The organism is Arthrobacter crusticola (assembly GCF_004357995.1).
GTDB lineage: Bacteria > Actinomycetota > Actinomycetes > Actinomycetales > Micrococcaceae > Arthrobacter_D > Arthrobacter_D crusticola.
The window spans coordinates 1-25,210 of the sequence record NZ_SMTK01000004.1; the positions used below are offsets into that span (position 1 = coordinate 1).

Genomic DNA, 25,210 nt, shown 5'->3' on the forward strand with positions numbered 1-25,210 from the left:
CTCCAAAATGTACCTGGACCCCGCCCGGCCCGGCGTGGAGGACCTGCTGGATATGATCACCGCCGGCGTGCGCAGCTCCATGACCTACGCCGGAGCCCGCTCCCTGGCCGAATTCCGCGACCGCGCCATCGTCGGCATCTAATCCGCCGCCGGCTACGAAGAAGGCCGCCCCCTCCCACAAAGCTGGTAACCGCACCTGGCTCGAGGCCGTTCAAGGACCGCCTCGACACCGCCCTGGTCTGCGTGGGCGTAGCCGCGGCCGGACGCCCGGCCGCGGCTGTGCCCGTCAGCTGACCGTGTTGAGGAACTCGAGCAGGTCGTTGTTCAGGCGGTCCTTGTGGGTGTCCGCCAGGCCGTGCGGCGCCCCCTCGTAGGCCTTGAACTGGGCTCCTTTGATCAGGGTGTGGGAGGCGTTGCCCCCGACGTCGAAGGGCACAATCTGATCCTCTGTGCCATGGATGACTAGCGTCGGCACATCGAATTTCTTCAGGTCCTCCCGGAAATCGGTCGCGGAGAATGCCGCGATGCTCTCAAAGGCATTGCGGTGCCCCGAGGCCAGGCTCTGGGTGACAAAGGACATCTGCACCCCCTCACTGGCCGCCCCGGGGTTCTTGTTGTTGCCAAAGAACGGCCCCGAGGCCAGATCCCGGTACAGCTGGGCACGGTCGGCCAGCGAACTCTCCCGCAGCCCGTCGAAGACGTCAATCGGCACCCCGCCGGGGTTGTCGTCGGTCTTCAGCATCAGCGGCGGGACGGCTGAAATCAGGACCGCCTGGGCCAGCCGGGAGGTGCCGTGCCGGCCGATATAGCGGGTGATCTCCCCGCCTCCAGTGGAGAAACCCATGAGAGTGACGTTGTTTAGGTCAAGGGCATCCATGAGCGCGGCGAGGTCGTCGGCGTAGGTGTCCATCTCATTGCCGTCCCACGTCTGGGTGGATTTCCCATGCCCACGGCGGTCGTGGGCAATGGCCCGGTAGCCGTTGCTGGCCAGGAAGAGCTGCTGGGATTCCCAGCTGTCGGAGTTCAGGGGCCAGCCGTGGGCCATCACTACGGGCCTGCCGGCCCCCCAGTCCTTGTAGAAGATCTCGGTGCCGTCTTTGGTGGTTACAAAGCTCATCGCTACGCCTTCCGACTCTGCTGTGGGGGATCCGGGCTCCGCATCGAGTAACCGGTGCCCGGTAGAGCAATAGTCGCGCAGACGCGCCAGCGGCCGAACGGTATGCATCAAATGGCCCGAATGTGACGGCCCGCGATGACCGGGTATTTTCTGACTGTAGACCCTGTACCGGCATCCCGGCCGATGAACCCTAGACCCTGGCAAGCCTGGCGCGCAGGGCGGCGTTTTCGGCTTCGAGCCTGCCGATGCGCTGGCGGACCGGGTCGATGGTTTCCTCTAGTTCGGCCAACGTATACCGGGGAGTGATGTGCCGCGGGCAGTTCCAGTCAAAGGCCTCGACCTCAACGATGACGGCGCGCTCGACCACCCCCTGGTAGCCCTCCACGGTCAGGGCCTTCAGGATGTCCGGACCGTCTTCGGGAGTGATGATCCGCGCGCGGCCAAAGAGCTTGAGGCGGGTTTGGCTCGCATAGTCGACTGCGATGATCGAAACCCTGTCCATCGCGCGGATATTGCCGGTACTCACGTATTGCAGGTTGCCCTGAAAATCCGCCCAGCCGATGGTGTGCTTGTCCAGGACCTTGAGGAAGCCGGGCGGGCCTCCGCGGAACTGCACGTAGGGCCACCCCGTCTCCCCCACGCTGGCGAGATACATCCCGTCCCGCCCCTCGAGGTAGGTCTGCTCACGCAGCCCCAGCGGGTCGGCAGTGGAATCCAAGAGCGCACCGGTATCAGTGGGAGGGAAGTAGTCAGCGGTTCCGTGGTACTCCTGCACCTTCCGCACCGAGGAGGTGAAGGCGATGTCTGCGTAGTGCTTGCTCATTGCGGTCCTTTGGAGGAATTCTCGGCGGCCCGGACAGGAGGGGCCCCTCCCGGCGGAACCGGAGCCTTGATCGAGTGGTCTGGGGTAGCTGTGCTGCCCCGGACTGCGGTCAATGCCCGCAGAGCCCTGCCACTTGACGCTGTGTCGGCGGGAGCCGCTACTGATTCAACCGTGATTCCGGGTCGTCTATTTCTCCCCTTGCGGAATGGTGGCGCCCTTACTCCCCAGGCGCCGCTAGTGAGGGCAGGAGCACCACCCGGCCCCGCGCCGACCCGGCTGCAACCAGCCTCTGAGCGGCAGCAGCCTGACTCAAGGGGAAGGTTGCCCCCACCCGGGGCTTCAGCTTGCCGCCCGCAACGAGGGCGGCAAGGGCCTCGAGGTCACCCGCGTCGAGGCGGGCGTAGACGGTGGTGGCATGGGGCGCGCTGTCGGCGATGGTTGCCACGCGAACCTGCGGAGCGGCCACCGCGCCCGTCATCTGGAGGGAGCCGTGGCCGGCGGCATCAAAGATTGCGTCGACGCCGGCCGGCGCCAGTTCCCTGATCCGCCCGGCGGCGTGCTCGCCGTAGGCGACCGGATCCGCGCCGAGGGATGCGAGGTAGGCATGGTTGCTGGCCGATGCGGTTCCAATGACCCGGGCACCTTGGGCTATGGCAATCTGGCTGGCGAGGGAACCGACGCCGCCGCTGGCTCCATGGATCAGCACACTTTCGCCTTTGCGCACGCGCAGGGTGTGGACGATTGCCTGGTAAGCCGTAAGTCCTCCCAGCGGCAGGGCCGCGGCCTCGGCCCAGGTCATGCTTCGGGGTTTGTGCACGAGTGTTCCCACCGGGGTGGCAACCATCTCGGCATAGGTCCCCTGGTGCAGCACGGCCTGGCGCGTGTACCCCAGCACTTCGTCGCCGGGAACGAATTCGGACACTCCCGCACCAATTGCCTCGACGGTTCCCGCAACGTCCCAGCCCGGGGTGACCGGGAAGAAGGTGTCCATCTGGTCCTTCATCACACCGTGCTGGATGGCGATGTCCGCGGGGTTGACGGCCGCTCCGCGGACCCGCACGAGCACCGAGTCCTGCGCCATCCTAGGCAGGGGCGCCTCTTCAATGACCAGTTGTTCCGGTCCGCCGAAGGCGCGGTAGACGACTCTCTTCATAACCTTTCTCCTTTGCCACCCCTGGCAACCCGAGGGACCCAGGGGCCCGGCCGGTGGTGAGGTTCAGGCACCGGGCAGGGCCATCGGCAGGTCCAGAAGGACCTTGTGGTGGACGATCTTCCACTCGTTGTCGATCCGGCGCAGGTCGGTGTCGTAATAGCCGGCCTCGATCGGGGTAACGGTCCCCTGGGCGCCCAGCGCCCCCTCGGGCCAGCCGCCGTCGGGACGGACACTGCCCTGGACCTTGAACACCACGAACTGCGCATTGAAATGCGCGGTGTCGCCATTGACCTCGATAATCGAGTCGACCGGGAGGTGGTGGCTCGATCCCCCGGGCGGATGCGGGGCCATGAAGTTGTCAACAGCGTAGGCCACGGCGGCACCGCCGATCATGGGCTCACCGACGCGCTGATAGTCGCCCGCGAAGGTTTTCTCGAAGATTTCGATGACGGCGTCATCGGTGAACAGGGCGCCCTGGCCGACGCCGTCCCGCCTGTCGGTGGCGCGGGTGTACCGGGCCAAAACTTCCTGCACTGCTCGTTCGGGGCTCACTCGATTTCCTCTCAAAGACCGGCGGGGCAGAGGGGCTGCCCCGTGTCATCGGTATACATGAAACTATCATGTATTCATCTGAGACTCTCATGCATTAGGTGATGGCTGCCTGCCCGATGTTCCATGGCCGGCCTACACCGGGATGGGCTCGGCCCCTGCAGCCGACTGCTGCATGGCCTTCGTGGGCCGCGTCAACAGCTGGAGTGCCGTGCGGACCGTCGTCAGTTCGTCGTCGGTGAGGGAAGCGAGCACCTCTGCGATCCACTCCCGGCTCTCGCACATGTTTTTGGACATTTCAAAGCCGGCGTCAGTGGCGCCGATCAATTTGATACGGGCATCACGGGGGTCGGCGAAGCGCCGCACCAGCCCGAGTTCGAGGAGCTTGTCGGCCTTGGCTGTGATGTTGGAGGGGTCGCACCCAAACTGCTCGGCGATTTCCCGCATGGAGGAGGGCTTGAGGGCAGCGAAGCCGAGGACCCGCGCCTGAGCAAGGGTCAGGCCGGCCCGCTCCGCTGCGCGCTCGAAGTCAAGGAGGAACTGACCCACGAACTCAAGCATGGCGAACCGCACCTCGGGGAACTGGCCCTGGGCGAAGTCCCCGGTCAGGGTTTCCCTGGTGAACGGCCGCTGGGTAGTCATCGGACAAGTTTACCCGGGCTGGTGGAGGAACAAGACAGTGTCAAGCGAATCCGTGACACTGTCTAGCATCCGGGAAGGTCCGCAACAGCCACGCGGCCGGATACCCACCCCGTTTCCCGGGTGAGGAAGTCCCGGATGAGGCCGGCGATTTCATCTCCGTGGGTCTCCAGGGCGAAGTGGCCTCCGTCGAGCAGGTGCAGTTCCGCGTCGGGAAGGTCCCGCAGGTACGCCTTGGCCCCCTCGGCGCCGAAGATCGAGTCGTTCTTCCCCAGGTGATGAGCATCGGCGGGAGGTGGGTGCGGGAGTACTCCTGGAAGCCGGGATAGAGATCGAGGAAGTACTTCCGGACCCCGGCCTCGCTGGCGGGCCGGTCCTTGGCACGGGCGAACAGGATGTCCCAGAAGGGGGTGAATCCCTCCAGATAGGCGCTGCCGGACTGCACCAGCAGGACGGTGACCCGCCCGGGCTAGGTGCTGGCGATGCTCAGCCCGATCGGCGCTCCGTAGTCCATGATGTGCACGGCGAATCGATCGAGCTTCAGCTGGTCGATGAACTTCACGGTGATCTCGGTCAGGTGCCTGAAGGAGTACTCAAAGCCGTCCATCGGCGGCGAATCGGAGTCGATGATGGGGCGCCCGCCAAGGCTTTGTGACACCCGCTCGTTTCGCCGGTGTCTGCGGGGGTCAGCCCTTCCGGGTGTAGAGCGCGTCCACAAGCAGGTCCATCAGCCGGCCCGCCTGGGCCCGCTGGGAGGATTCTCCGGCGGCCAGCGCGATGCCGGCCAGGCTGATCAGGATGTCATCGGCGGGGATGTCGCTGCGCGCCCCCTCCCGGGCGACCGCGGCATCGAGCAGCTCCTGGATCGCCGCGTTCAGCAGGTCCCGGCTCTCGGCATAGGGGGTTCCGCCCGAGGCGATGACCTCATGCAGGGCGTCGGCCATGCCGATCTTCGTCGTCATGTAATCCACGAAAAGGTCCATCCAGGCGCGCAGGGCGGCCCGGGGCTCCAGCCGCTGAAGCAGCTCCGGCACGGCGCTGCTCACGGTTGTCAGTTCGTTGCGGTAGGCCGCTTCGATGAGCGATTCCCGGGTCGGAAAGTGCCGGTAGAGGGTGCCGATCCCGACGCCGGCTTCCCGGGCGATCGCGTCGAGGGTTGCCTCGAGGCCCTTCTCGGAGAACAGCCGCACGGCCGCCGCCAGCAGCAGGCTGCGGTTACGTTGGGCGTCGGCGCGGAGCGGACGGTTCACAGTGGGGGACATTGCGGTTTCAGCTTTCGGTGACGGCAGAAGCAGTGGCGGTTCGAGGGTTTCACGAGGCACCCGGAATAAAGCGGAGTGCCCTCCGGTTAGGCTTAGAAGATGCGGAGGACCCTCCGCTTTAATTCTAGCCGGGTTTGGCTTGTTCTAAGGAAATACCTATGTCCCCAGTTCGTTTCACCACGCCCTTCACCCGTGAATCCACGACAGACGACGTCATCGCCGGGGTGGATCTGACCGGCCGGCGCGCCGTGGTCACCGGGGCCGCCTCCGGCCTCGGTGTGGAAACCTCCCGCGCCCTGGCCGCCGCGGGAGCCGAGGTTACCCTGGCCGTGCGGAACCTGGAGGCCGGCAGGCGCACCGCAGCCGAAATCACCGCCCAGACCGGAAACGCAGCGGTTCACGTCGCTTCGCTGGAGCTCACCGATCAGGCCTCCATCGACGCCTTCACCGCAGCCTGGGAAGGCCCGCTGCACATCCTGGTCAACAATGCCGGCATCATGGCCCTCCCGGAGCGCCACCTCACCCCCGAGGGCTGGGAACTGCAGTTCGCCACCAACTACCTGGGCCACTTCGCCCTGACCCTGGGTCTGCACGGCGCCCTGGCCGCCGCAGGCAACGCGCGGATTGTCTCGGTGAGCTCCAGCGCCCAACTGGTGTCCCCCGTGGTCTTCGACGACATCCACTTCGAAAACCGCGAGTACAACGAATGGCTCGCCTACGGACAATCAAAGACGGCCAACGTGCTCCTGGCCGTGGAGGCCACCCGGCGGTGGGCGGAGGACGGCATCACCGCGAACTCCCTGATGCCCGGAGGCATCCGTACCGGCCTGCAGCGCCACCAGGAGAACAACCCCGAAACCCGGTCCATCTTCGACGCGTACCCGTGGAAGACCCTGAAGCAGGGATCATCGACATCGGTCCTGCTGGCGGCTTCGCCGCTGCTCGAGGGGATCGGTGGACTCTACTTCGAAGACAACAACGAAGCAGAACAGACAACCGACCCCGGCTCGCAGAGCGGGGTCCACCCCCACGCGCTGGATCCCGAGGCCGCAGCACGCCTCTGGGACCTCGGCGTCGAAATGATCACCGCCCGCCGCGGGGGCATCGCATAACCCAGGACAGGAAAGAGCATCCATGATCAGCAGGAGGAACTCCCCTGGTTAGGAGTTCCTCCTGCTCGCGGCGGCTCGACTCCTGGTGGACCACCGCCGGCGGAGTGCAGTTGATCACTGCTGGCGCCGGTAATTTCCCCTGCGCTCCTCAGTAATGGACAATTAAGACAAGAACTCTTTCCGTTCTGTAGCCCGCATCAACTGGCCGGACCCTCCAGGCCAGGCCCCGTCGAAGTGACCCTCCGCAGCCGGTGAACGGCGCAGGATCGGTCCCAGGGGCCGCCATCCACCTTCCCCAAAGGAATTCCCATGAGTAACGACATCACTGCCATCGCCGAGACTATTTACGACCGGCTCTGCTCCGGATTCACCAATGGTGACTGGGACGCCTTCTTCGCCTACGTCGAGGACGAATTGCCCGTCTCCTGGCCCACCGAGCCTGGAGCGGGAAGCTATGCCGGCGTCGAAGGACGGCAGTTCCTTGAGCAGCAGCTGCGCTTTTTCGGCGGCGAGCACCGCCTGACCGAGATCACCCGCACCGCGACCACCGTCGCAGGGGACACAGTCTTTTTTGAGGACATCAGCCGCGGCGAGATCGGTGGCGCTCCCTACCACGCACGCCACTGCGTCATCCTGACCATCCGGGACGGCAAGGTCGCGGGCTTCCGCGAGTACGTCGCGCAGCAGCCGGCCGGCTCCTGATCCTCGATCCCCACATCGACCCAGCGCGGCTGCCGCCCGGCGCCCCGTACGCGGCGGCTGGGAATGCCACGCCGTGACAGGTCGGCCGCCTTCCTTGGCACTTAGCCGGGGAAGGCGGACAGGGCGCGCTCGGCGACCTTCATCAGTTCGGCCCGGCCGGCACCGCCGGCGGCCTGAACGGCCAGGCCTGCCGTAACGGAGGCCAGATACCGCGCGAGTTCGGTCGGGTCTTCGGCGGTGGACAGGTCACCGGCCTCGATGGCCGCCCGGAAGCGCTCGACAAATCTCTGCTCCCCGGCACTGCGGCTGGAGGCCAGGAACTCTACGATCCGCTGGTCCTGGGGATGGCCCGAAAGTCCGCCCTGGATCGAAAGGCACCCCGGCGGCCGCCCCGGCAGGGTGATGGCCTCAACGTTCTTGCGCAGGTAGTGGGCTGCGACCTCCCGGGCGGTCGGCTTCGCCAGCGCCTCGTCAACGTAGGCCATCTCGACCTGGGCGTACCGGCCGACGGCCAGCCGGAAGGTGTCCTCCTTGTTTCCAAAGGCGGCATACAGGCTCGGCCTGCTGATGCTCATCGCCGTCGTGAGGTCCTCGAGGGTGGTCCCCTCGTATCCCTGGCGCCAGAATACGTCGACGGCGCGCTCCAGCGCCTGGTCTACATCGAACTCCCGGGGCCTGCCTCGGACCACCATGACACCCACTCCCCTCCGCTGCCGTTCATCACGCTCTTCCGAAGAGCAGTTCATCTATACTCAGGGGAACATAATTGCAGCTCGGGAAATTTCCCTCCCCGGCGCCGGCGGCCCGGAGGCGTCCCGCACGCACCCGGCACGGCGACAATAGTCCCGACCCAGACAGAACGGGCCGCCACGCCGGTGGCGTGACGGCCCGTTCAGCAGGGGAATTACGCTCCGTAGCCGCCGTCGATGTTCAGGACGGTGCCGGTGACGTAGGACGCCCCCGGGCTGGCAAGGAAGAGCACGCCCGCGGCGATCTCTTCGGGGCGTGCGAAGCGGCCCAGGGCCGTGTAGGAATTGAACACGTCGGCCATGTCGCCGCTTTCGGGGTTCATCTCGGTGTCGGTGTAGCCGGCCTGGAGGACGTTGATGTTGATCCCCCTGGCTGCGAGGTCGCGGGAGGCACCCCGGCTGAAGCCGGCCAGTGCGGACTTGGCTCCGGCGTAGTCGGCCAGTCCCGGCGAGCCGACGCGCGTGCCGACGCCCGAGCCGATGCTGATGATGCGTCCACCCTCGGGCAGGTGCGGGATGGCGGCACGGATGGCCGCGACGATATTGGTGTAGTTGATCCGGTGCTGGCGTTCGATGGCGTCGAAGTCCTCGAACTCGCTGGCCACCGGGGCCCACACAGTGATGCCGGCGTTGTTGACGAGAATGTCCAGCTTGCCAAAGTGCCCGACGACCTGCTCGATGAGCGCGACGGCCTGGGCCTGGTCGGCCTGGTCGGCTTTGAAGGCTGCGGCGCGCACACCGTGGGCCTGAAGTTCAGCGACGGTCTTCTCGGCCGATTCCGTGTTCCCGGCGTAGCTGATGGCGACGTCCGCCCCGGCCTGAGCGAAGGCCCTCGCCGTCGCCCCGCCGATGCCGCGGCTTCCGCCGGTGACGAGTACTACTTTGCCTGCAAATTCCTGTGACATGTGTCTGATTCCGATCCGGGCCAAAGCCCTAAAGTTTTTGACTACATGGATCAGAACTAGGGCCGTCCGATTTTTATTCCACGTGGAACAGAAATCATTTGACCGGGCCGCCTAGTGCTGGCGGAGCGGACGTTCGACGCCATGGCGTCCCCTACCATTGAGTCCATCGAGGCGAGCGCAGCGACGACCGGAGGGCAGGCAATGGCACAACTGACGATCCTCGCGGGCGGTGTCGGTGGAGCGCGGTTCGTCCGTGGAGCCCGGGTCCTCGCCGCGGCGATGGACCTGGACATCACCGTCATCGCCAATACCGGGGACGATCTATGGCTCACGGGTCTGCGGGTCTGTCCGGACCTCGACTCCCTGATGTATTCCCTCGGTGGAGCGAACGACACCGAGCGCGGCTGGGGTAGGGCCGGCGAGTCGGAACGGGTCAGCGCCGAACTGACCGCCTACGGCGTGGGCTGGCCCTGGTTCACCCTGGGGGACCTGGACCTGGGGACCCACATCGCCCGCACCGCCCTGCTGCGGGACGGGCTCTCCCTCACCGAAGCCACGGAACGCCTGGCGGCGCGCTGGAACCTTGGAGTGCGGCTGCTGCCGGCCTCCGATGACGAGGTTGAGACGAACGTCGAGGTGGTAGACGAGGACGGGGAGGCCCGGCTCATCCACTTCGAGGAGTGGTGGGTGCGCCACCGGGGCAATATCCCAACCCGCCGGTTTGTCCAGCAGGGTCTCGAGTCCGCGGTTGCCGCCCCGGCCGCACTCGAGGCGGTCGCCTCGGCCGACGTCGTGCTGTTCGCCCCGTCGAATCCCGTGGTGTCCATCGGGACCATCCTCACGCTGCCCGGCATGCGCGAAGCCCTGCGTGACACCGCGGCCCCGGTGGTCGGGGTGTCGCCGATCATTGGGGGCGCCGCGGTGCGGGGCATGGCCGAACTGTGCCTGCGGACCATTGGCGTGGAGGTGTCTGCCGCCGCCGTCGGCCTGCACTATGGACCCCGCCCGGCCGGCGGGCTCCTCGACGGCTGGCTCGTGGATTCCGCCGATCCGGAGGCACTGGGACCATTGCACGCGGCCGGGATGGAGGCACGGGCGGTCCCGCTGTGGATGACCTCCGACGAGTCATCGGCGGCCATCGTGGCCGATGCGCTGAGCCTCGCCGCCGAAGCACGGACGGCCTAGGCGGCCGGCACTCCCCTGGCGGCGACGGCCCGCGCCGTGTGGGCTCCCACCCCGCGCCGCAGCAGGAAGGTGAGATCGGTGAGCTCGTCGACATCCCAGCGCAGCGGGGAGGACGGCGGCACATCCAGCACGGTGTGGCCGCTCCCTTCGTGCCGCTGGCGGGAGCCGGGCCCGAACTTCGGGTCGAGGTCCGGTGCCCGGCCGGCCAGGAGGGTGGTTCCCCTGCCGGAGTGGTCCGTGACCATCGCCCGCCCTAACGGTCCGGCGGCGGCGAGGACCCGGTCAAGGTCGGCGGCTCGAACGCCGGGCAGGTCCGCGGTCACCACCGCCGCCGGCCCGGGCCCGGCCCGGCGGAGGCCCGCCGCAACCGCGGGGTTCAGGCCCGTGCCGGGGTCATCGACGATCAGCACCCCGCGCGGCGCCGCGGCCCGCATCCGCGCGTCGTTGCTGACCAGGATGATCCTTTGGACGGCGCGGCTCTCCTGGGCGGCCGCAAGGGTGTCGAGGGCGAAGGCCAGGGCGAGGTCCGCGACGCCGTCGAGCTGCCGCCGCAGGCGTGACTTGGCAAGATGGAGCCCTTTCACCGGGATGATCAGGTTCCAGGTCATGGCTGATCCGTCCCGCCGAAGGCGAACACCGGACGCCCCGTCAAGGGGTTGTCGAGCCGCACTGCGGGCACTCCGTACACGGAGCGGATCAGCCCGGGGGTGAGCGTGCTGGCGGTTTCCCCGCTGGCGACCACCCGTCCCCCTGCCAGGACAATGACGTGGTCGCAGTACGCTGCGGTGAGGTTGATGTCGTGCAGCGCCGCGACGACGGTGGACCCGCCCCGCGCGAGCCCCCGGAGCAGGTCGAGCACCCCGTTCTGGGCGTTGAGATCGAGGTGGTTCGTCGGTTCGTCCAGCAGCAGCACCCCGGTCTGCTGGGCCAGCGCACGGGCGATGTGCACCCGCTGGCGCTCCCCGCCCGAGAGGCTGTCGAGCCGCCTGGCGCCGAATCCCTCAAGGCCCACCTGGGCCAGGCTGCGCTGCACAATGAGCTCGTCCCGGATGGTTTCCGGGGCGTATGCGGGCCGGTAGGGCAGGCGCCCGACCAGGACGGCGTCGGCCACGCTCAGGGGGACGTCGGCGTCGACCTGTTGGTCGACGAAGGCCAGATGCTGCGCCCGCTCCTTTCGCTTCAGACTCCGCAGGTCCGTCCCGGCGAGGCTGACCTGCCCGGACGTCGGCTTCAGGACCGCCGCAATCAGGCGGAGGAGGGAGGACTTGCCGGCCCCGTTGGGCCCGAGCAGGCCCGTGACGGCGGAGCCGGGAAGGGCGCATTCGATCCCCGAGAGGATCAGACGCTGGCCCGCGCTGTAGGCGAGCCCGTGCGTCCGCAGCTCCCCGGCGGCGGCAGCCGTCCCTGCCGCGCTCATGACCGTGCCTTCCGCCGCCACAGCAGCACGGCGAAAACCGGTGCACCGATCAGCGCGGTAACGATTCCCACCGGGATCTCCCGCGGCTCGAACACGGTGCGGGCGAGAGTGTCGGCCCAGACCAGGAATACCGCGCCGGCCAGCGCCACGGCCGGCAGCAGGACCCGGTGCCGCGCACCGGTCAGCAGCCGGACGGCATGGGGAAGAATCAGCCCCACGAAGCCGATGGAGCCGCTGACCGAAACCATCGCCCCGGTCAGCACCGCCGTTCCGGCCAGCAGCACCCAGCGCAGCACCGGGACATTGAGCCCGAGGGCGCCTGCGGCGTTGTCCCCGAAGGAGAATCCATCGAGCAGTCCTCCCGTGAGCAGAATCGGGATCCCGGCGAGCAGGAACGCGACCGCGGTGATCGCCACCGAGGCCCAGGTGCTGCCGGCCAGTGAGCCGAGGAGCCAGTTCAGGACCTCCCGGTAGGAATCTCCCTTGGCGGAGAAGAAGATGATGAAAGATGTCAGGGCCGAGGCGGCCGAGGAGACGGCGAGGCCGGCGAGGACCGTACGGGAGGGGCTGATCGACCCGGCCGCGGCGGCCAGGGACAGGGTGAGCACCAGCGCGGCCATCGCCCCGGCGAACGCCGCGAGGGGAAGCACGACGGCGGCGCCGAGCAGCAGGACCGAAACGGCACCCAGGGAAGCGCCCGAACTCAGCCCCAGGAGGTAGGGATCAGCAAGGGGGTTCCGCGTGAGGGCCTGCATCACGGCGCCGCTGAGGGCGAGCCCGGCCCCGACGAAGGCAGCCGTCAGCAGCCGCGGCAGCCTCAACTGCCAGAGGATGGCCTCCTGCACCGACGACAGGGCCGCCGCGTCACCACCTGCCGGAGAGGTGCCGGCGCCGGTGACACGTTCGGCGGCCGAGCGTGCCACCTGGAGGGGTGAGATGTCGGCCGGCCCAATGGTCAGCGCAAGCACCACGGAGACTGCGAGCACGCCGCCGAGTGCCAGCGGCCACAGGGCGGCCGGGCGTGCCCCCGCCCGGCGCGCTGCCGCCGGAAACCGGCTGGTGGGCGGGGCGCCGGGGCGGGCGCGGTGCTGCAGGCTCACGGATCGAGCGGGTCGAGCTGACGCAGCTGATCCTCAAGGGACAGTGCCGTGTCGACGCTACGCACGCCCGCCTCACTACCCGCGAAGGGAACCGTGAGGTAGCGGGACTCCCGGACGGCACGAAGCTGAGCCGTGGCCGGATTGGCGGTGAGGTGCTCGATCTTCTGCTGGGCGGTGTTCCAGGCCGCGTCAACGAGGACGATCACGTCCGGATCGGCCGCGGCAACGGCCTCCCAGGACATGGCGCTCCAGCTGTCGTCGATGTCCGCGGCGACGTTCCGCAGGCCCACGGTCTCCATCAGCAACTGGGGTGCGCCCGTGCCTGCTCCCACGTAGGGGGTCTTCTCACCCGAGCTGTACCACAGGGCGGACAGGCCCGACCCGTCAGGAGTGACTGCTGCCAGCTTGTCCGCCTCCCGCGAGACGACCAGGTCTGCCCGGGCCTCCACGCCGAAGATGCGGCCCACTTCAGTGATGTCGTCGAAGATGGAGTCGAAAGTCAGCGGATCGGGCTTGTAGCCCTCCGCCTTACAGGCGGCCGGCGAGACGTACGTCCGAACGTCCAGTGCTTCGAGGGACGCGCGGTCCCCCGCTCCCTCCGCGGAGAAGTTTGACTCCCAGCCCCCATAGACAAGGTCCGGTTCCAGGGCGAGGGTGGCCTCTGTCCCCGGAAGCTGGTCGGAGAGCACTGGAATCCGGGCGTCCGCGTAGGCGTCGGGCAGCGGCCCGTCGGCAAAGGCGCTGCCGACGATCGTGCGTCCGAGGCCGAGGCTGAGCAGCATCTCGGTGGCGGTCGATTTGATGGTGACGACGCGTTCGGGTGCCGCCTCGAAGGTGACTTGGGTGCCGCAGTTGTCGATGGTCACCGGATACCCTGCGGCGGCCGGGCCGCCCGGGGGTTCCACCGGGGACGTCGCCGTCGAGGAGGGGCCGGCGCAGCCGGCGGCAAGGAGGATCAGGGCACCGGCAGTCGCGAGGTATCGGGGGGTGGAAAACATTGTCCGTCCAGGGGCGCAGGGAACGCTTCGGTTGAAGCGCTGGAGTGGCCCACCCGTGGCCCAGATCGAGGCCACCCGATCGGCAGACGCGCCGATGGAGGTGCTCCGAGAATAGCACCGAGAGCGTCATATACGTACCGCATAGAACATAATATGACCAGGCTCACGCCCCGACCCGCGCCGCAGCCGCGACCCGGGAGCCTCCGGGAGTTTTCATTTTTTGGAACAATTCGTCCACAATCGGGAATATCCTCATCCTCGGCCCGTTATACGTACCGTACGATACAAAATCATGGCCCCGGCCACTCCCCCTGAGGAACCCCAATGTCTGAAAACACAAGCCTTTCCGGCAAGACCGCCCTCGTCACCGGCGGCTCCCGCGGCATCGGAGCCGGCATCGCCCGCTCCCTGGCCGCCCAGGGTGCAACCGTCGCCCTGACCTACTGGTCCTCCCCGGACGCCGCCGAGGCCCTGGTCACCGAGATCACTGCCGCCGGCGGCAAGGCCGTTGCAGTACACGCCAATAACGCCGACCCCGACGCCGCCCGCCAGGGCGTCCGGGACGCCGTGGACGCTCTCGGCTCCCTGGACATCCTCGTCAACAACGCCGGCGGCGGCTGGTTCGAGCCCTTCACCGAAACCCCCGACGAGCACATCGAGGCCTCCATCGACCTCAATATCCGCGGCACCGTCTACACCACCCAGGAGGCCCTCAAGCACCTTCCCGACGGCGGCCGGATCATCACCATCGGCAGCATCAACGCCATCAGCATCCCCTTCGTCGGCGGTGCAATCTACGGCATGAGCAAGGCCGCCCTCGTCGGCTTCACCAAGGGCCTGGCCCGCGACCTCGGGGCCCGCGGCATCACCGCCAACCTCCTGCAGCCCGGCCCGATCGACACCGACGGCAACCCCGCCGACGGCGAATCCGCCCACATCATGGCCGGCATGACTGCCCTGAAGCGCTTTGGCACCCCCGCCGATGTCGGGGCCCTCGTCGCATGGATCGCCAGCGACGCGGCCAACTACCTCACCGGAGCCACCATCTCCAACGACGGCGGCTGGACCGCCTGACCCCCCGCCGGCCAGCAGACCCCACGGCGGACCGGAAATCGCGGCCGTGGGGTGCGCCGGCGGCACCACGGAGGACACCCCTCCGCCCTCACGCACACGAACGAAACACCTGGCAGGCAGCGCGCCCAGCCAAGGTCCGGACGATGGAGACCCCATGAATGATCAGAACGCCCCCGTAGCACTCGGCCGGGTCGGCATGTGGAGCATTGAACTCAGCGGCATCGAACCAGCAGCGGCAACCGAGGTGGCAGCAGAACTCCACTCCCAGGGTTGGGGTGCCATCTGGCTTGTCGGTGCGGGAGGCCCGGGAATGTGGAACGCAGCGGAGCGGATGCTCGACGCCGGCAGCGAGGCTGCCGTCGCCTTCGGAGTCATGAGCATCTGGGGAGCGGACGCCGACGCCGCCCCCGCCGAGCACGACCGCCTGACTGGCAAGTTCGGGTCCCGGCTGATGAGCGGGTTCGGGGTCAGCAACCCCCACTCGGCCGCCGCCGTCGGCAAGGACTTCACCACTCCGATCAATGAGATGAACAAGTACCTCGACATGCTTGACGGCGCGGCGCCGGCCCTTCCGCGCTCCCAGCGCCTGCTGGGAGCGCTCGGCCCCCGCATGGTCGACCTTGCGGGCCGGCGCACCGCGGGTATCCATCCCTTCCTGGTCACCGCCGAATCGAATGCGGGCTACCGGGACATCCTGGGCGCGGATGCGTTGATTGCGCCGCACCTGGGCGTCGTTCTCGAAGAAGACCCCGCACGGGCGCGCGCCATCGCCCGCCGCGGTGTGGGCATGTTCATCGGGTTCCCGGCCTACCAGGCCAACCTGCGCCGCCTCGGCTTCACCGATGCCGATCTCATCCCGGGCGGAAGCGACCGGCTGATCGATGCGACCGTCGCCTGGGGCAGTGTGGATCGGATCGCCGACCGCATCGCTGAACACCATGCGGCAGGTGCCGACCATGTGGCCCTGCACGTGATGAACGGAAAGCCGGGGCTCCCGCTCGCCGAGTGGCGTGAACTCGCCCCCCTGGCACGCCCCTAGCATAGGCGCCCTCCTGGCACCCCTACCGTGAAAGAGAAACCGCAATGACCACCTTGTCGAACATCGGGTACGCCGCCATGCTCGAACAGTTCCATCCGACGGAGGCGGTCGCGCTGGCCGCCTACGCCGAGGAAAGAGGCTTCAGCGGGGTGATGGCGGCCGATCATTTCCAGCCCTGGGTGCCGGCCCAGGGGCAGTCCTCGTTCGTGTGGAACGTCCTGGCCGCCGTGGGTGAACGCACCCGCGGCGGCTTCGGGCCGGGCGTCACCACGCCTACGTTCCGGTGGCACCCGGCGATGGTGGCGCAGGCGTCGGCCACCCTCGCCGCCATGTATCCGGGCAGGCACTGGCTCGGGCTGGGCTCGGGCGAGGCCCTCAACGAGCACATCGTGGGCGGGTACTGGCCGGAGGTCCCCGAGCGCATCAACCGCATGTTCGAGGCGATCGACATCATCACGAAGCTGTTCACGGCGTCCCTGGCCGGCAGGGATGTCCGCCATAACGGTCAGTACTACAAGATGGAATCAACCCGGCTGTGGACCATGCCCGAGGCTGCCCCGGAAATCCACGTAGCGACGGCCGGCCCCGTGACCGCGAAACGGGCGGGCAAACATGCCGATGGGCTGATCACCGTCGGGGCGCCGCTTGAAAAAATCGAGTCGCTGTTCGAGCGGTTCCATGCGGGGGCGGGCGAGGCGGGTAAGGATCCGGCCACCCTGAAGAAGGTCCTCCAACTCCACCTCAGTTGGGCGGACACCGACGAGGCCGCTCTGGCCAACGCGATGACGGAGTGGCCCAACGGCGGCATGAAGTTCCCCAAGGGTGACATCCGCTCGCCCTTCGAACTCGAGCAGATGGCCAAACTGGTCCGTCCCGAGGACTTCGAGGGACGCATGGTGATCTCGGCAGATCCCGACGTCCACCGCGCACAGATCCAGCGGTTCGTTGACCTCGGCTTCGACACCATTTATCTCCACAACGTCGGCCGCAACCAGCGGGAGTGGATCGACGAGTTCTCCCGCAGCGTCCTACCTGCCCTGAGGTGGTGAGCATGGACCAATTGCTGGCCTTCGCGCTCGAAGGAATCGGGGAGATCACCGAGGGTACGGATCTGGGGGAAGTGATCCGGGAGGTGTCGGCCGGGACGCTGCGGGACGGCGACATCCTGGTGGTGTCGTCGAAGATCTTCTCGAAAGCCGAGGGCCGCCTGGTGCGGTCCGAGGACCGGGAGGAAGCAATCACCCGGGAAACCGTGAGGGTCGTCGCCACCAGGACCCACCCCGGCGGTGTGACGCGCATTGTGGAAAACCGCAACGGGATCATCGCGGCCGCAGCGGGAGTCGATACGAGCAATACGGCGGCGGGCACCGTCCTGCTGCTGCCCCTCGACCCGGATGCCTCGGCTCGGCGGCTGTGCCGCAGCCTCCGGGCGTCCACCGGACTGCGGCTCGGTGTCATCATGGCCGATACGCTCGGCCGGCCCTGGCGGCAGGGCCAGACCGATGCGGCCATCGGCGCGGCCGGGGTGCAGGTGCTTGAGGACCTCCGCGGGACCCGCGACCGCTCAGGGCACCTGCTCAAGGCATCGGTTCCGGCGGTCGGCGACGAGATAGCCGCAGCCGCCGACCTCATCAAGGGAAAGGCCGAGGGGGTTCCCGTCGCCGTCGTCCGCGGACTTTCCCGCTTCGTGGTCGACGACGCCGACCTGGACACCACCCCCGGCGCAGCGAGCCTGGTGCGCCCGGCGGCGGAGGACATGTTCAGGCAGGGCTCCGAGGAGGCCTATGCGGCCGGGTACGCCGCCGGGCTGGCGGCCCGTCCCGCCGGGGACTGAGGGGGCGCCCGCCGGGGCGGCCTGGTAAACCTTATGGCGGTAACCGCTCAGTGGGCCGGGCCGGGCACCACGATGCCGTTCTCGTACGCATACACCACTGCCTGCACCCGGTCCCGCAGGCCCAGCTTCATCAGGATGCGCCGGACGTGGGTCTTCACCGTCGCCTCCGAGAGGAAGAACCGTTTCGCCAGCTCCGCGTTCGACAAACCCTCCGCCACCGCCTCAAGGACCTCCCGCTCCCGCGGGGTCAGGTCGGCCAGCCGCTTATCCGGCACCGCGGGAGCCGCCTGCGCCGGCGCCAGCGACCTCACATAGGTTTCCAGCAGCCGCTGGGTGACCCGCGGCGCGACGACCGCATCGCCGCTGGCCACCACCCGCACCGCCGAAACCAGGTCCGACGGCGCCACATCCTTGAGCAGGAAGGCCGACGCTCCGGCCTGCAGCCCGGCGAACGCATACTCATCGAGGTCGAAGGTGGTCAGGATGATGATGCGCGATGCCACCGCGGACGCGGTAATCCGCCGCGTGGCCTCGATCCCATCCCCCAGCGGCATCCGCACATCCATCAGGATGACATCGGGAACCAGCCTGCCCGCAAGGCGGACCGCCTCCTCCCCCGTGCCGGCCTCTCCCACCACCTCAAGATTCGGCTCGCCCTCGAGGATCAGCCGGAAACCCATCCGCAGCAGCGGCTGGTCATCGGCGAGCAGGACCCGAATGGGCGCGCCCTGCGTGGTGGGGTTCGTCGTCATTGTTCCCTTTCCTCTCTTGGTGTCCCGCACGGTCGCCGGTGTCGGGAACGATCAACTGCGCCTCGACGAGCCAGCCGCCCGAGGGCCTCGCGCCGCTTTCGGCGGTCCCTGAATAGATCGCGGCCCGCTCCCGCATGCCGGCGATGCCGCGGCCGGAGCCGAGTGACACCGCGGGGTCCATGGCGCCCCGCCCGTCGTCGGAGATCCGCAGGGCCGCCCGGTCCCCGGCCCTCGCGATGGAGACATCCACAGCCGTGACGCTCTTGCCGTAACGCAGGACATTGGTCAGTGACTCCTGGAGGATCCGGTACACGGTGAGCTGGAACGCCGCATCCTCGGGCAGCCCCGGCCCGCTGCTCGTCACGCGCAGCGGCAGGCCCGCGGCACGGAAGCCGTCGAACAGCTGCGCCAGTGAGCCCGACGCAGGCAACGGCTCAAGGGAGCCGGCCTGTGCCTCAAGGCGGAGGACGCCCAGGACACGGCGCATGTCGGCGGTTGCGGCGCGGCCGGTGCCGGAAAGCTCCCCGAGGACGGCCAGGGCACGCCCGGGGTCGCGCTTCATCACGACGGCGGCGCCGTCGGCGAGCGCCACCATGACCGTCAGGGAGTGCGCGATCACGTCGTGCATCTCCCGGGCGATGCGGTTCCGCTCCTCCGCCGAGGCCAGTTCCGCGTTGCGGGCCGCCCACCGGCGCACCTCCTGTTCATGCTCGCGGTCCCGGCGGACCGCAGCCCCGATGCCGACGGCAATGGCCAGGAACAGCAACAGGAAACCGCTGAGCAGGAAGATGATGCCCGGCGCCTCCTCAAACCTCTCGCTGGGCCCGAGGAAGATGGCTCCTACCGCAGTGATGGTCGCGCCGGCCGCTGCGGCGAGGGTTTTCCCCAGCGGATAGGCCGCGGCCACCGTGTACAGGGCGGCCAGGACGGCGGCGCTGATGCTGACGGTCCCCCCGGCGAGGAGGGTCACCGGTGGATCCAGCAGCGCCACCACGGTGAGGACGGTCAGTGGACGGTCCCGGCGGACCGCGAGCGCCCCGGCCGCCAGGACGACGCCTGTCAGGCCCAGCCAGTTGCCGGACGACGCCGCCAGGACGATGGCGTCGGGGAGGGCGATCACCAGGTAGGCCAGGACGACGACGGCGTCCATCGCGCGCGGGCGCCGGCGGAAGAACCGCCGGAGCGGTCCGCGCCTGCGGGCATTGAGCTCGGTGAGGGAGCCCGCGTCCGTTCCTTCCGCGGGCCCCCTCACCGAGGGCGTGTCACTCATGGTTTTGTTCCATGGGGCGAGTGTAAGGGCGCGGCTAGACGTCGCGCTTGTTGGTGACCACCAGCGATGTGGCCAGCAGCAGCAGCGACCAGCCGCCAAGGATCAGCGCACCCTGCCACTGGGTGAAGGCACCCTCGGAGATGCTTGTCGCAACCATCTGGTCCCCGCCGGAGCTCGGCAGGAACCGCCCCAGTTCGGCGACCCACTCGGTTCCGATACCGAAGACGGTAAAGAGGATGGGCAACACGAGCAGGACACCGATGGAGGTGACAACCCCGACGGCGGTGTTGCGGATCAGCGTTCCGATGGACATGGCGAAGACCGAGATGAGGGCCAGCACCAGGCCGGTGTTCACGATGTGCAGGAGCGCGCCGTTGTCGCTGAGGGCGAAGCCGAGGTCCGCGGTGTTCAGGATCGGCTGGACGACGAAGTAGGCAACGAGGGCCGACCCGGCGCCGACGACGAAGGAAATGCCCGCCATGACGGACTGTTTCGCGAGCAGGGCGAGGCTGCGGCGCGGAACCACGACCATCGTCGAGCGGATCATCCCGGTGCCCCACTCCGATGCGATGAGGACCACGGCGAGCGAGGCGATGAGGAGCTGCCCGAAGACAAGGCCGGCCCCGGGCACGCCGAGCGCTGTGGCCGCGTCGGCCTGCCCCTGCATCTTCGCCGTCATCTCGGGATCACCTTCGACGTTGAGCGACAGGGCGGTCTGCCAGGCGAGCAGGGCGGCGAGGCCGATCATGACGACCGTGGTGATGATGATCAGGATGACCGTCGAGGGCACGCTGGTGATCTTGATCCACTCGGACTTCAGTGCCCGGCCAAAGGAGACGCCGGATTCGGATTCGTGCCGCGGATGCGGACGTGGATCCGGCGAGGCGGGGGCGGTGGTGGCTGACGTGGTCATGCTCGGTGTCCTTCGGTTGAGGCCGCAAGGAGACCGCTGGGGGTCAGGCTGTGCGACTGGTATTCGACTTCTTGAGAGGTGAGCTGCAGATAGGCGTCCTCGAGGGACAACTGGATCGGTGTCAGCTCATAGACGAGGACGCCGTTGCGCACTGCGGCTTCCGCGACCCGGCGGGGCTCCACACCGGTGATCTCGAGCAGTTCGGGCTCCAGAATCTGCGCGGAGACGCCGTCGGCGGCGAGGCTGCCGAGGAGGTCCTGGGGCCGGTCCGCACGGACCCGGACCCGGGCCGCACCCTGACCGTCGATGATCGACTGGACCGGGGCGTCGGCGATGATGCGTCCGCGTCCGATCACGATGAGGTGATCAGCCGTGAGTGCCATCTCCGACATGAGGTGCGAGGAGAGGAAGACGGTGCGCCCCTCGGCGGCGAGAGACTTGGCAAGGCGGCGCACCCACTGGACGCCCTCGGGGTCCAGCCCGTTGACCGGCTCATCGAGGATGACGGTGGAGGGATCGCCAAGGAGAGCAGAGGCGATGCCCAGGCGCTGACCCATGCCGAGCGAGAATCCGCCGACGCGCTTCCTGGCGACGGGGCCGAGACCTGCCAGTTCGATGACTTCCCGAACCCGGCTGTTGGGGATGCCGTGGGTCGCGGCCAGGGCGCGCAGGTGGGTGTAGGCGGAGCGCTTGGGGTGGACCGCCTTGGCGTCCAGCAGGGCCCCCAGCTCGCGCAGGGGCGCCTTGTGCTTGGCGTAGGGCACCCCGTTCACGGTGGCCCGGCCACCGCTCGGGTTGTCGAGGCCCACGATCATGCGCATGGTGGTGGACTTGCCCGCACCGTTCGGGCCGAGGAATCCGGTCACCTTGCCGGGCTGCGCGGTGAACGACACAGCATCGACGGCTGTCTTGGTGCCGTACCGCTTTGAGAGTGCCTGTGCCTCGATCATGACTGCGTCCTTCGAATAGTGAAATGCGTTTTGGAAGCCTGCCTCTGCAGGCTTTCTTTCAACCTAGGCCGGGGCCGGTGGCCGGTAACCGGCCCCGGGGATGATCCGTGGGCACGCCGTCGTACGTCTTTTGAATGACGCCGGATGCCGCGCCCTGAACGGCCGGGGAGGAGCTCCATGCTTGGGGATGATCCAAGGACGACGTTCTTCTACCCACATAAGTTGCCGACCACCTACTATATTCCCGGGCGCCGCAATACGCCCCCGGCTCGGCTGTCGCCGTGGCAGGGGCGTTCCCAGCCGTCGGGGGCTACCGGGCCTGCAGTGCGTCGAGGGCAACGGCCATGGCGGCGGCGACCCGTCCATCAACCTGCCCTCCGGGGACGGTGACCAGGTAGCTGTCGCCCAGTGACCGGCGGCGTTCCGAGGTCAGGACAGGCTGTCCGGCCGTGTCCAGGAAGTCGAAGTGGAACACGAACGGGGACGGGAGGAAGTCGGCGATCGGCGTCAGGTCCCAGAGCCGTCTGGCCACCGCCACACCGGCGCTGCGTTCGCTGCCCACGGCCTTCACTCCTTCGGCGTCCAGGTGCCAGGTGGAGCGGAGCAGGGACTTGCCGAAGTCTTTCCGAAAGCTGCCGATTGGCCTGCCGCCGGCGTCGAGCACGTCGTAGGTGGCCCCGGCGTCGAGGCTTTGCCGTGCCCGAAACGAGAACAGAGCGGTGGTTCTCGCTTCGTCCGCGTAGAAGGTGACCTGCTCCCGAAAGGCCGCCCGCTTCTGCTGGGCGACGGCGAGCAGGGCGCCCTGTGCGCCGGCGTCGTCGATTGCACGGATTTCGTAACGGTTCACCAGCACGGTGAGCTTCTGCACCAGGGTGAAGCGTTCGATGCGTTGCAGCGTTTCCATTGTTCTTCTTTTCCTCAGGATTGCTCCGACACCGGGTGCGGTGAGGGAGGGGTTCTCGATTGACCCCTGAAGCGTAGGTGGGGACCGCATGCCGGCGCGTCAGCAGTAGGAGGGAGATTCCGGCCCGGTGGCGTCACCCTTTCGGCTGATCTTTCGGAGCGGCCGGCGGCAGAGCGGGGCCTCGGGCCGGAACGCTGATAGGACTGGGTTCATGACTGATGCGGAATCCCCCTACGCCTTCGACCCCTCATGCGTCATCGCGTCGCGGTCCCTGAGGACGGCCGACGGAGGCGGCGTTACCGTGCGCCTCTGTGCGCCCCGGCGGATGCCGGATGCCCCCGGTGACTGGTACTGCGCTTTCCGGATCGAGGGGCCGGGAGTGGAGAAACCCGACGGCTACGCGCTGGGCATCGATGCGGTCCAGTCACTGCTGCTGGCCACGGTCTCGATAGGGAACCGGCTGGCGCTGACCGCACAGCCGCTCACCTTCCTCGGAGGATCGGAGCTCGGATTTCCCCGGACCACGGAGCACGGCACCGAGCTGCTCCTGTAGCGGGAATCATTCCGGAGGAGTTCGGCTCTGCGGTGGACGGCGCGCCGCCTGTCCGGCCTCCTAGGCGGTCCGGTCCACGCGCGAGCGCCACAGCAGGTAGACGAAGTACGGGGCGCCCACCAGCGCGGTCATGATCCCCGCAGGGATCTGCGCCGGGGCGATGACCGTCCGGCCCACCACGTCCGCCAGGACCACCGTGCAGGCTCCGATGAGCGCCGCCACGGGGAGCACCCGCACGTGCCGCGCCCCTACCAGGCTCCGCGCGGCATGCGGTGCGACCAGTCCCACGAAGGCGATCACCCCCACCGAGGACACCGCGCCGGCCGTCAGCAGCACCGCTGCGGAGAGCACCAGCAGCCGCGAGGCGGTCAGCCGGACGCCCAGCACCCGGGGGGAATCGTCGTCGACGGCGATCAGGTCAAGCCCGCGTCGCAGGCCGGTGAGCACGGGAAGCGTGAGCGCGAGCGCTGCCAGCGGCGGAAGGGTCGAGGCAAAGGTCCGGCCGTAGGTGGAACCGGAGAGCCAGGTGAGGGCCTTGGTCTGGCTGTACGGGTCGGTGGCCACCAGGAGGACGGTGATGGCCGCCGCGAGCCCGGCGGAGACCCCGACGCCGATCAGCACCAGGCGGTTCTGCTGCAGCCCGCCGCGGAACGCCAGCCCGAAGACCAGCAGCGCCGCGACCGCCGAGCCCAGGAGCGCCGACCCGGTGATGAGCCATGATCCCGCCAGCGGGACGGTGGTGATGACGAGGATCGCGGCCAGCCCGCCGCCTCCGGACACGCCAAGGATGCCCGGCTCTGCCAGCGAATTCCTTGAGACCGCCTGGATCAGGGCGCCGGCGGTCGCCAGTGCCGCGCCGGCGAGCACAGCCGCCACGACGCGCGGCACCCGGGTTTCCAGCACCGCACTGACGCGCTCGCCGGCCCGGCCGGTGAGCCAGTTGGCCAGGTCGCCGAGCAGCAGTTTCGCGTCACCGAGCAGCGTTCCGGCCACCAGCAGCCCGACCAGCAGGAACACCAGGCCGGCCAGGACGGCCAGGAAGAACCTGCGGGAGCGCAGCCGGGCCAGCGCGTCCCCGGCGGCGCTCAGGCCGGCATCGGACATGCGCAGCGCCAGGACCACCAGGAACACCGCGCCGAAGACTGTGGTGACCGCACCCGTCGGCACCTCCACTCCCGCCTCGGCGCCGAACACACCGCGCACCACCACGTCGGCCCCGATCATCACCACCGCGCCGGCCAGTCCGGACACGGGGAGCAGCGCCCGGTGCCGGCCCAGCCCGCGGACGCGGGAGGCCAGCAGGCGCACCATGGCCGGCGCGCACAGCCCCACGAACCCGACGGGACCGGCGATGGCCACCGCCGACGCGGAGAGGACGACGGCAAGGACGACCGCGCCCACGCGGGCCAGGCGCGGATCCGCCCCCGTCAGCCGGGAGGCGTCATCGCCCAGGCCGAGGAGATCCAGCCGGCGGGACAGCACCAGAAGCCCCGCGGCGGCAGCCAGGACCACCGGGGTGAACTGCAGCAGTTCGTCGGGCCGGGACTGGGCGAGGCCGCCCTGGCCCCAGGCGTAGAGGCCGGTGGTCTCCTGGCTGAAGAGCAGCAGGAGGGCACTGGTGGCCGAATGCAGCCCGAGTGCCAACGCGGTGCCGGCAAGCACCAGACGGATCGGCCCGCCGTTGCCGTTGGCGCCGCCCCCGGACAGGGAAAGGACCAGCAGGGCGGCCGCGAGGCCGCCGACGAAGGCGAGGCCACCGGAGAGCAGGGCGGGAAGGGTGATGCCAAAGGCCGCGACGGCGACGATGACGAAGTGGGCGCCCGCGTTGACCGCCAGGGTGTCCGGGGCGGCCAGGACGTTGCGGGTGGCCGACTGGAGCGCGGCTCCGGCGACCCCCAGCGCCACACCGACCAGGGCTCCGGCCGCCAGCCGTGGGATGCGGGAGGCGAGCAGCACCGCCGACTCCTGGTCGGAGCCGCTGCCGGCCAGAAGTCCCATCAGGTCGGCAGGTCCGACGTCGGCGGTGCCCTGGGTGAGGTGGATCAAGGCGAAGAGGACCAGGACCACGAGCCCAACGCCGGCAGCGACCGCCACCGGACCCCGGGTACCGGGGACGGGGTGCGGGAGCGCGGGCGTGCCCGCCACGGCCACCGGCTCCGCCGGTGTGGGCCGGGCGGCCGGGGCGGCCCTCTTCACTGTCTCGGTCATGA

Annotated in this window: 28 protein-coding genes; 9 read left to right on the forward strand and 19 right to left on the reverse strand. The window is 68.6% G+C overall.

Annotation, left to right across the window (positions count from 1 at the left end):
• Window positions 1–286: 286 nt before the first annotated feature.
• The 5 genes from E2F48_RS11655 to E2F48_RS11675 all read right to left on the reverse strand — a co-directional run bounded on the left by E2F48_RS11655 (window position 287) and on the right by E2F48_RS11675 (window position 4,284).
• Complete coding sequence (locus E2F48_RS11655) at window positions 287–1,117, reverse strand: alpha/beta fold hydrolase (RefSeq protein ID WP_133404167.1); 831 nt, start codon at window positions 1,115–1,117, stop codon at window positions 287–289.
• A 190-nt stretch (window positions 1,118–1,307) separates the two neighbouring features.
• Complete coding sequence (locus tag E2F48_RS11660) at window positions 1,308–1,940, reverse strand: pyridoxamine 5'-phosphate oxidase family protein (protein ID WP_133404168.1); 633 nt, start codon at window positions 1,938–1,940, stop codon at window positions 1,308–1,310.
• 217 nt (window positions 1,941–2,157) lie between these two features.
• Window positions 2,158–3,093, reverse strand: coding sequence for an NADP-dependent oxidoreductase (locus E2F48_RS11665; RefSeq protein ID WP_133404169.1), 936 nt, complete (start codon window positions 3,091–3,093; stop codon window positions 2,158–2,160).
• Window positions 3,094–3,156: 63 nt separating this feature from the next.
• Window positions 3,157–3,645 carry a nuclear transport factor 2 family protein gene (locus E2F48_RS11670; protein WP_165968757.1) on the reverse strand — a complete coding sequence of 163 codons (489 nt, stop codon included), beginning with the start codon at window positions 3,643–3,645 and terminating at the stop codon, window positions 3,157–3,159.
• A gap of 132 nt (window positions 3,646–3,777) precedes the next feature.
• On the reverse strand, window positions 3,778–4,284 hold the full coding sequence (locus E2F48_RS11675; RefSeq protein ID WP_133404171.1) for a MarR family winged helix-turn-helix transcriptional regulator: 507 nt from the start codon (window positions 4,282–4,284) through the stop codon (window positions 3,778–3,780).
• A gap of 158 nt (window positions 4,285–4,442) precedes the next feature.
• On the opposite strand from E2F48_RS11675, the gene E2F48_RS17480 reads away from it, so the two are divergent.
• Entirely contained in the window at window positions 4,443–4,610 is a 168-nt protein-coding gene (locus E2F48_RS17480; protein WP_221411677.1) for a hypothetical protein, read from the forward strand.
• Window positions 4,611–4,750: 140 nt separating this feature from the next.
• On the opposite strand, the gene E2F48_RS17485 is transcribed toward E2F48_RS17480, so the two are convergent.
• A complete protein-coding gene (locus tag E2F48_RS17485) occupies window positions 4,751–4,939 on the reverse strand; it encodes a hypothetical protein (protein WP_221411678.1) in 189 nt (62 codons plus the stop codon).
• 28 nt (window positions 4,940–4,967) lie between these two features.
• Entirely contained in the window at window positions 4,968–5,543 is a 576-nt protein-coding gene (locus E2F48_RS11685; RefSeq protein WP_133404172.1) for a TetR/AcrR family transcriptional regulator, read from the reverse strand.
• A gap of 158 nt (window positions 5,544–5,701) precedes the next feature.
• Here E2F48_RS11685 and E2F48_RS11690 point away from each other — a divergent pair, with 158 nt between their 5' ends.
• Together E2F48_RS11690 and E2F48_RS11695 are read left to right on the forward strand one after the other, a co-directional pair.
• The gene (locus tag E2F48_RS11690; protein ID WP_133404173.1) at window positions 5,702–6,655 is read left to right on the forward strand and encodes an SDR family NAD(P)-dependent oxidoreductase; all 954 of its coding nucleotides are present in this window, start codon (window positions 5,702–5,704) and stop codon (window positions 6,653–6,655) included.
• A 309-nt stretch (window positions 6,656–6,964) separates the two neighbouring features.
• Complete coding sequence (locus tag E2F48_RS11695; RefSeq protein WP_133404174.1) at window positions 6,965–7,357, forward strand: nuclear transport factor 2 family protein; 393 nt, start codon at window positions 6,965–6,967, stop codon at window positions 7,355–7,357.
• Between the two features lie 101 nt (window positions 7,358–7,458).
• On the opposite strand, the gene E2F48_RS11700 is transcribed toward E2F48_RS11695, so the two are convergent.
• Together E2F48_RS11700 and E2F48_RS11705 are read right to left on the reverse strand one after the other, a co-directional pair.
• Complete coding sequence (locus tag E2F48_RS11700) at window positions 7,459–8,049, reverse strand: TetR/AcrR family transcriptional regulator (protein WP_133404175.1); 591 nt, start codon at window positions 8,047–8,049, stop codon at window positions 7,459–7,461.
• 212 nt (window positions 8,050–8,261) lie between these two features.
• Entirely contained in the window at window positions 8,262–9,011 is a 750-nt protein-coding gene (locus E2F48_RS11705; protein ID WP_133404176.1) for an SDR family NAD(P)-dependent oxidoreductase, read from the reverse strand.
• 201 nt (window positions 9,012–9,212) lie between these two features.
• Between E2F48_RS11705 and cofD the strand changes: the two genes are divergently transcribed.
• Complete coding sequence (cofD, locus tag E2F48_RS11710; protein WP_133404550.1) at window positions 9,213–10,196, forward strand: 2-phospho-L-lactate transferase; 984 nt, start codon at window positions 9,213–9,215, stop codon at window positions 10,194–10,196.
• Here cofD and cofC read toward each other — a convergent pair.
• Genes cofC through E2F48_RS11730 form a run of 4 tightly spaced genes read right to left on the reverse strand, consistent with a single transcriptional unit; the run spans window position 10,193 to window position 13,711 of the window.
• Window positions 10,193–10,804, reverse strand: a complete 612-nt coding sequence (cofC, locus tag E2F48_RS11715; RefSeq protein WP_133404177.1) for a 2-phospho-L-lactate guanylyltransferase — start codon at window positions 10,802–10,804, stop codon at window positions 10,193–10,195. The two genes, cofD and cofC, sit on opposite strands and share 4 nt — an antisense overlap.
• Entirely contained in the window at window positions 10,801–11,613 is an 813-nt protein-coding gene (locus tag E2F48_RS11720) for an ABC transporter ATP-binding protein (protein ID WP_133404178.1), read from the reverse strand. The genes cofC and E2F48_RS11720 overlap by 4 nt, the downstream gene beginning before the upstream one ends.
• A complete protein-coding gene (locus tag E2F48_RS11725; protein ID WP_425455775.1) occupies window positions 11,610–12,713 on the reverse strand; it encodes a putative F420-0 ABC transporter permease subunit in 1,104 nt (367 codons plus the stop codon). Before E2F48_RS11725 ends, E2F48_RS11720 begins: the two co-directional genes overlap by 4 nt.
• Window positions 12,710–13,711 (reverse strand): putative F420-0 ABC transporter substrate-binding protein, encoded by a 1,002-nt coding sequence (locus tag E2F48_RS11730; RefSeq protein ID WP_133404179.1) that lies wholly within the window; start codon window positions 13,709–13,711, stop codon window positions 12,710–12,712. Before E2F48_RS11730 ends, E2F48_RS11725 begins: the two co-directional genes overlap by 4 nt.
• 324 nt (window positions 13,712–14,035) lie before the next feature.
• Here E2F48_RS11730 and E2F48_RS11735 point away from each other — a divergent pair, with 324 nt between their 5' ends.
• The 4 genes from E2F48_RS11735 to cofE all read left to right on the forward strand — a co-directional run bounded on the left by E2F48_RS11735 (window position 14,036) and on the right by cofE (window position 17,658).
• Window positions 14,036–14,785 (forward strand): SDR family NAD(P)-dependent oxidoreductase, encoded by a 750-nt coding sequence (locus E2F48_RS11735; protein ID WP_133404180.1) that lies wholly within the window; start codon window positions 14,036–14,038, stop codon window positions 14,783–14,785.
• A 154-nt stretch (window positions 14,786–14,939) separates the two neighbouring features.
• Entirely contained in the window at window positions 14,940–15,824 is an 885-nt protein-coding gene (locus E2F48_RS11740; RefSeq protein ID WP_165968758.1) for a TIGR03620 family F420-dependent LLM class oxidoreductase, read from the forward strand.
• Window positions 15,825–15,868: 44 nt separating this feature from the next.
• Complete coding sequence (locus E2F48_RS11745; RefSeq protein ID WP_133404182.1) at window positions 15,869–16,873, forward strand: TIGR03557 family F420-dependent LLM class oxidoreductase; 1,005 nt, start codon at window positions 15,869–15,871, stop codon at window positions 16,871–16,873.
• 2 nt (window positions 16,874–16,875) lie between these two features.
• Window positions 16,876–17,658, forward strand: a complete 783-nt coding sequence (cofE, locus tag E2F48_RS11750) for a coenzyme F420-0:L-glutamate ligase (RefSeq protein ID WP_133404183.1) — start codon at window positions 16,876–16,878, stop codon at window positions 17,656–17,658.
• 47 nt (window positions 17,659–17,705) lie between these two features.
• Here cofE and E2F48_RS11755 read toward each other — a convergent pair whose 3' ends face one another.
• From E2F48_RS11755 to E2F48_RS11775, 5 genes are all read right to left on the reverse strand, one after another.
• Window positions 17,706–18,410: a response regulator gene (locus E2F48_RS11755; RefSeq protein ID WP_133404184.1), complete on the reverse strand. Its 705-nt coding sequence runs from the start codon at window positions 18,408–18,410 to the stop codon at window positions 17,706–17,708.
• A complete protein-coding gene (locus E2F48_RS11760) occupies window positions 18,355–19,680 on the reverse strand; it encodes a sensor histidine kinase (protein WP_133404185.1) in 1,326 nt (441 codons plus the stop codon). The genes E2F48_RS11755 and E2F48_RS11760 overlap by 56 nt, the downstream gene beginning before the upstream one ends.
• Window positions 19,681–19,714: 34 nt before the next feature.
• Complete coding sequence (locus E2F48_RS11765) at window positions 19,715–20,593, reverse strand: ABC-2 transporter permease (RefSeq protein ID WP_133404186.1); 879 nt, start codon at window positions 20,591–20,593, stop codon at window positions 19,715–19,717.
• Window positions 20,590–21,543: an ATP-binding cassette domain-containing protein gene (locus tag E2F48_RS11770; protein ID WP_133404187.1), complete on the reverse strand. Its 954-nt coding sequence runs from the start codon at window positions 21,541–21,543 to the stop codon at window positions 20,590–20,592. Before E2F48_RS11770 ends, E2F48_RS11765 begins: the two co-directional genes overlap by 4 nt.
• A 310-nt stretch (window positions 21,544–21,853) precedes the next feature.
• Window positions 21,854–22,447: an LURP-one-related family protein gene (locus tag E2F48_RS11775; protein WP_133404188.1), complete on the reverse strand. Its 594-nt coding sequence runs from the start codon at window positions 22,445–22,447 to the stop codon at window positions 21,854–21,856.
• Window positions 22,448–22,658: 211 nt separating this feature from the next.
• On the opposite strand from E2F48_RS11775, the gene E2F48_RS11780 reads away from it, so the two are divergent.
• Window positions 22,659–23,000: a DUF6968 family protein gene (locus tag E2F48_RS11780; RefSeq protein ID WP_133404189.1), complete on the forward strand. Its 342-nt coding sequence runs from the start codon at window positions 22,659–22,661 to the stop codon at window positions 22,998–23,000.
• Between the two features lie 60 nt (window positions 23,001–23,060).
• Here the strand turns inward: E2F48_RS11780 and E2F48_RS11785 are convergent, their stop codons facing one another.
• Entirely contained in the window at window positions 23,061–25,208 is a 2,148-nt protein-coding gene (locus E2F48_RS11785; RefSeq protein WP_133404190.1) for an iron ABC transporter permease, read from the reverse strand.
• Window positions 25,209–25,210 lie beyond the last annotated feature (2 nt).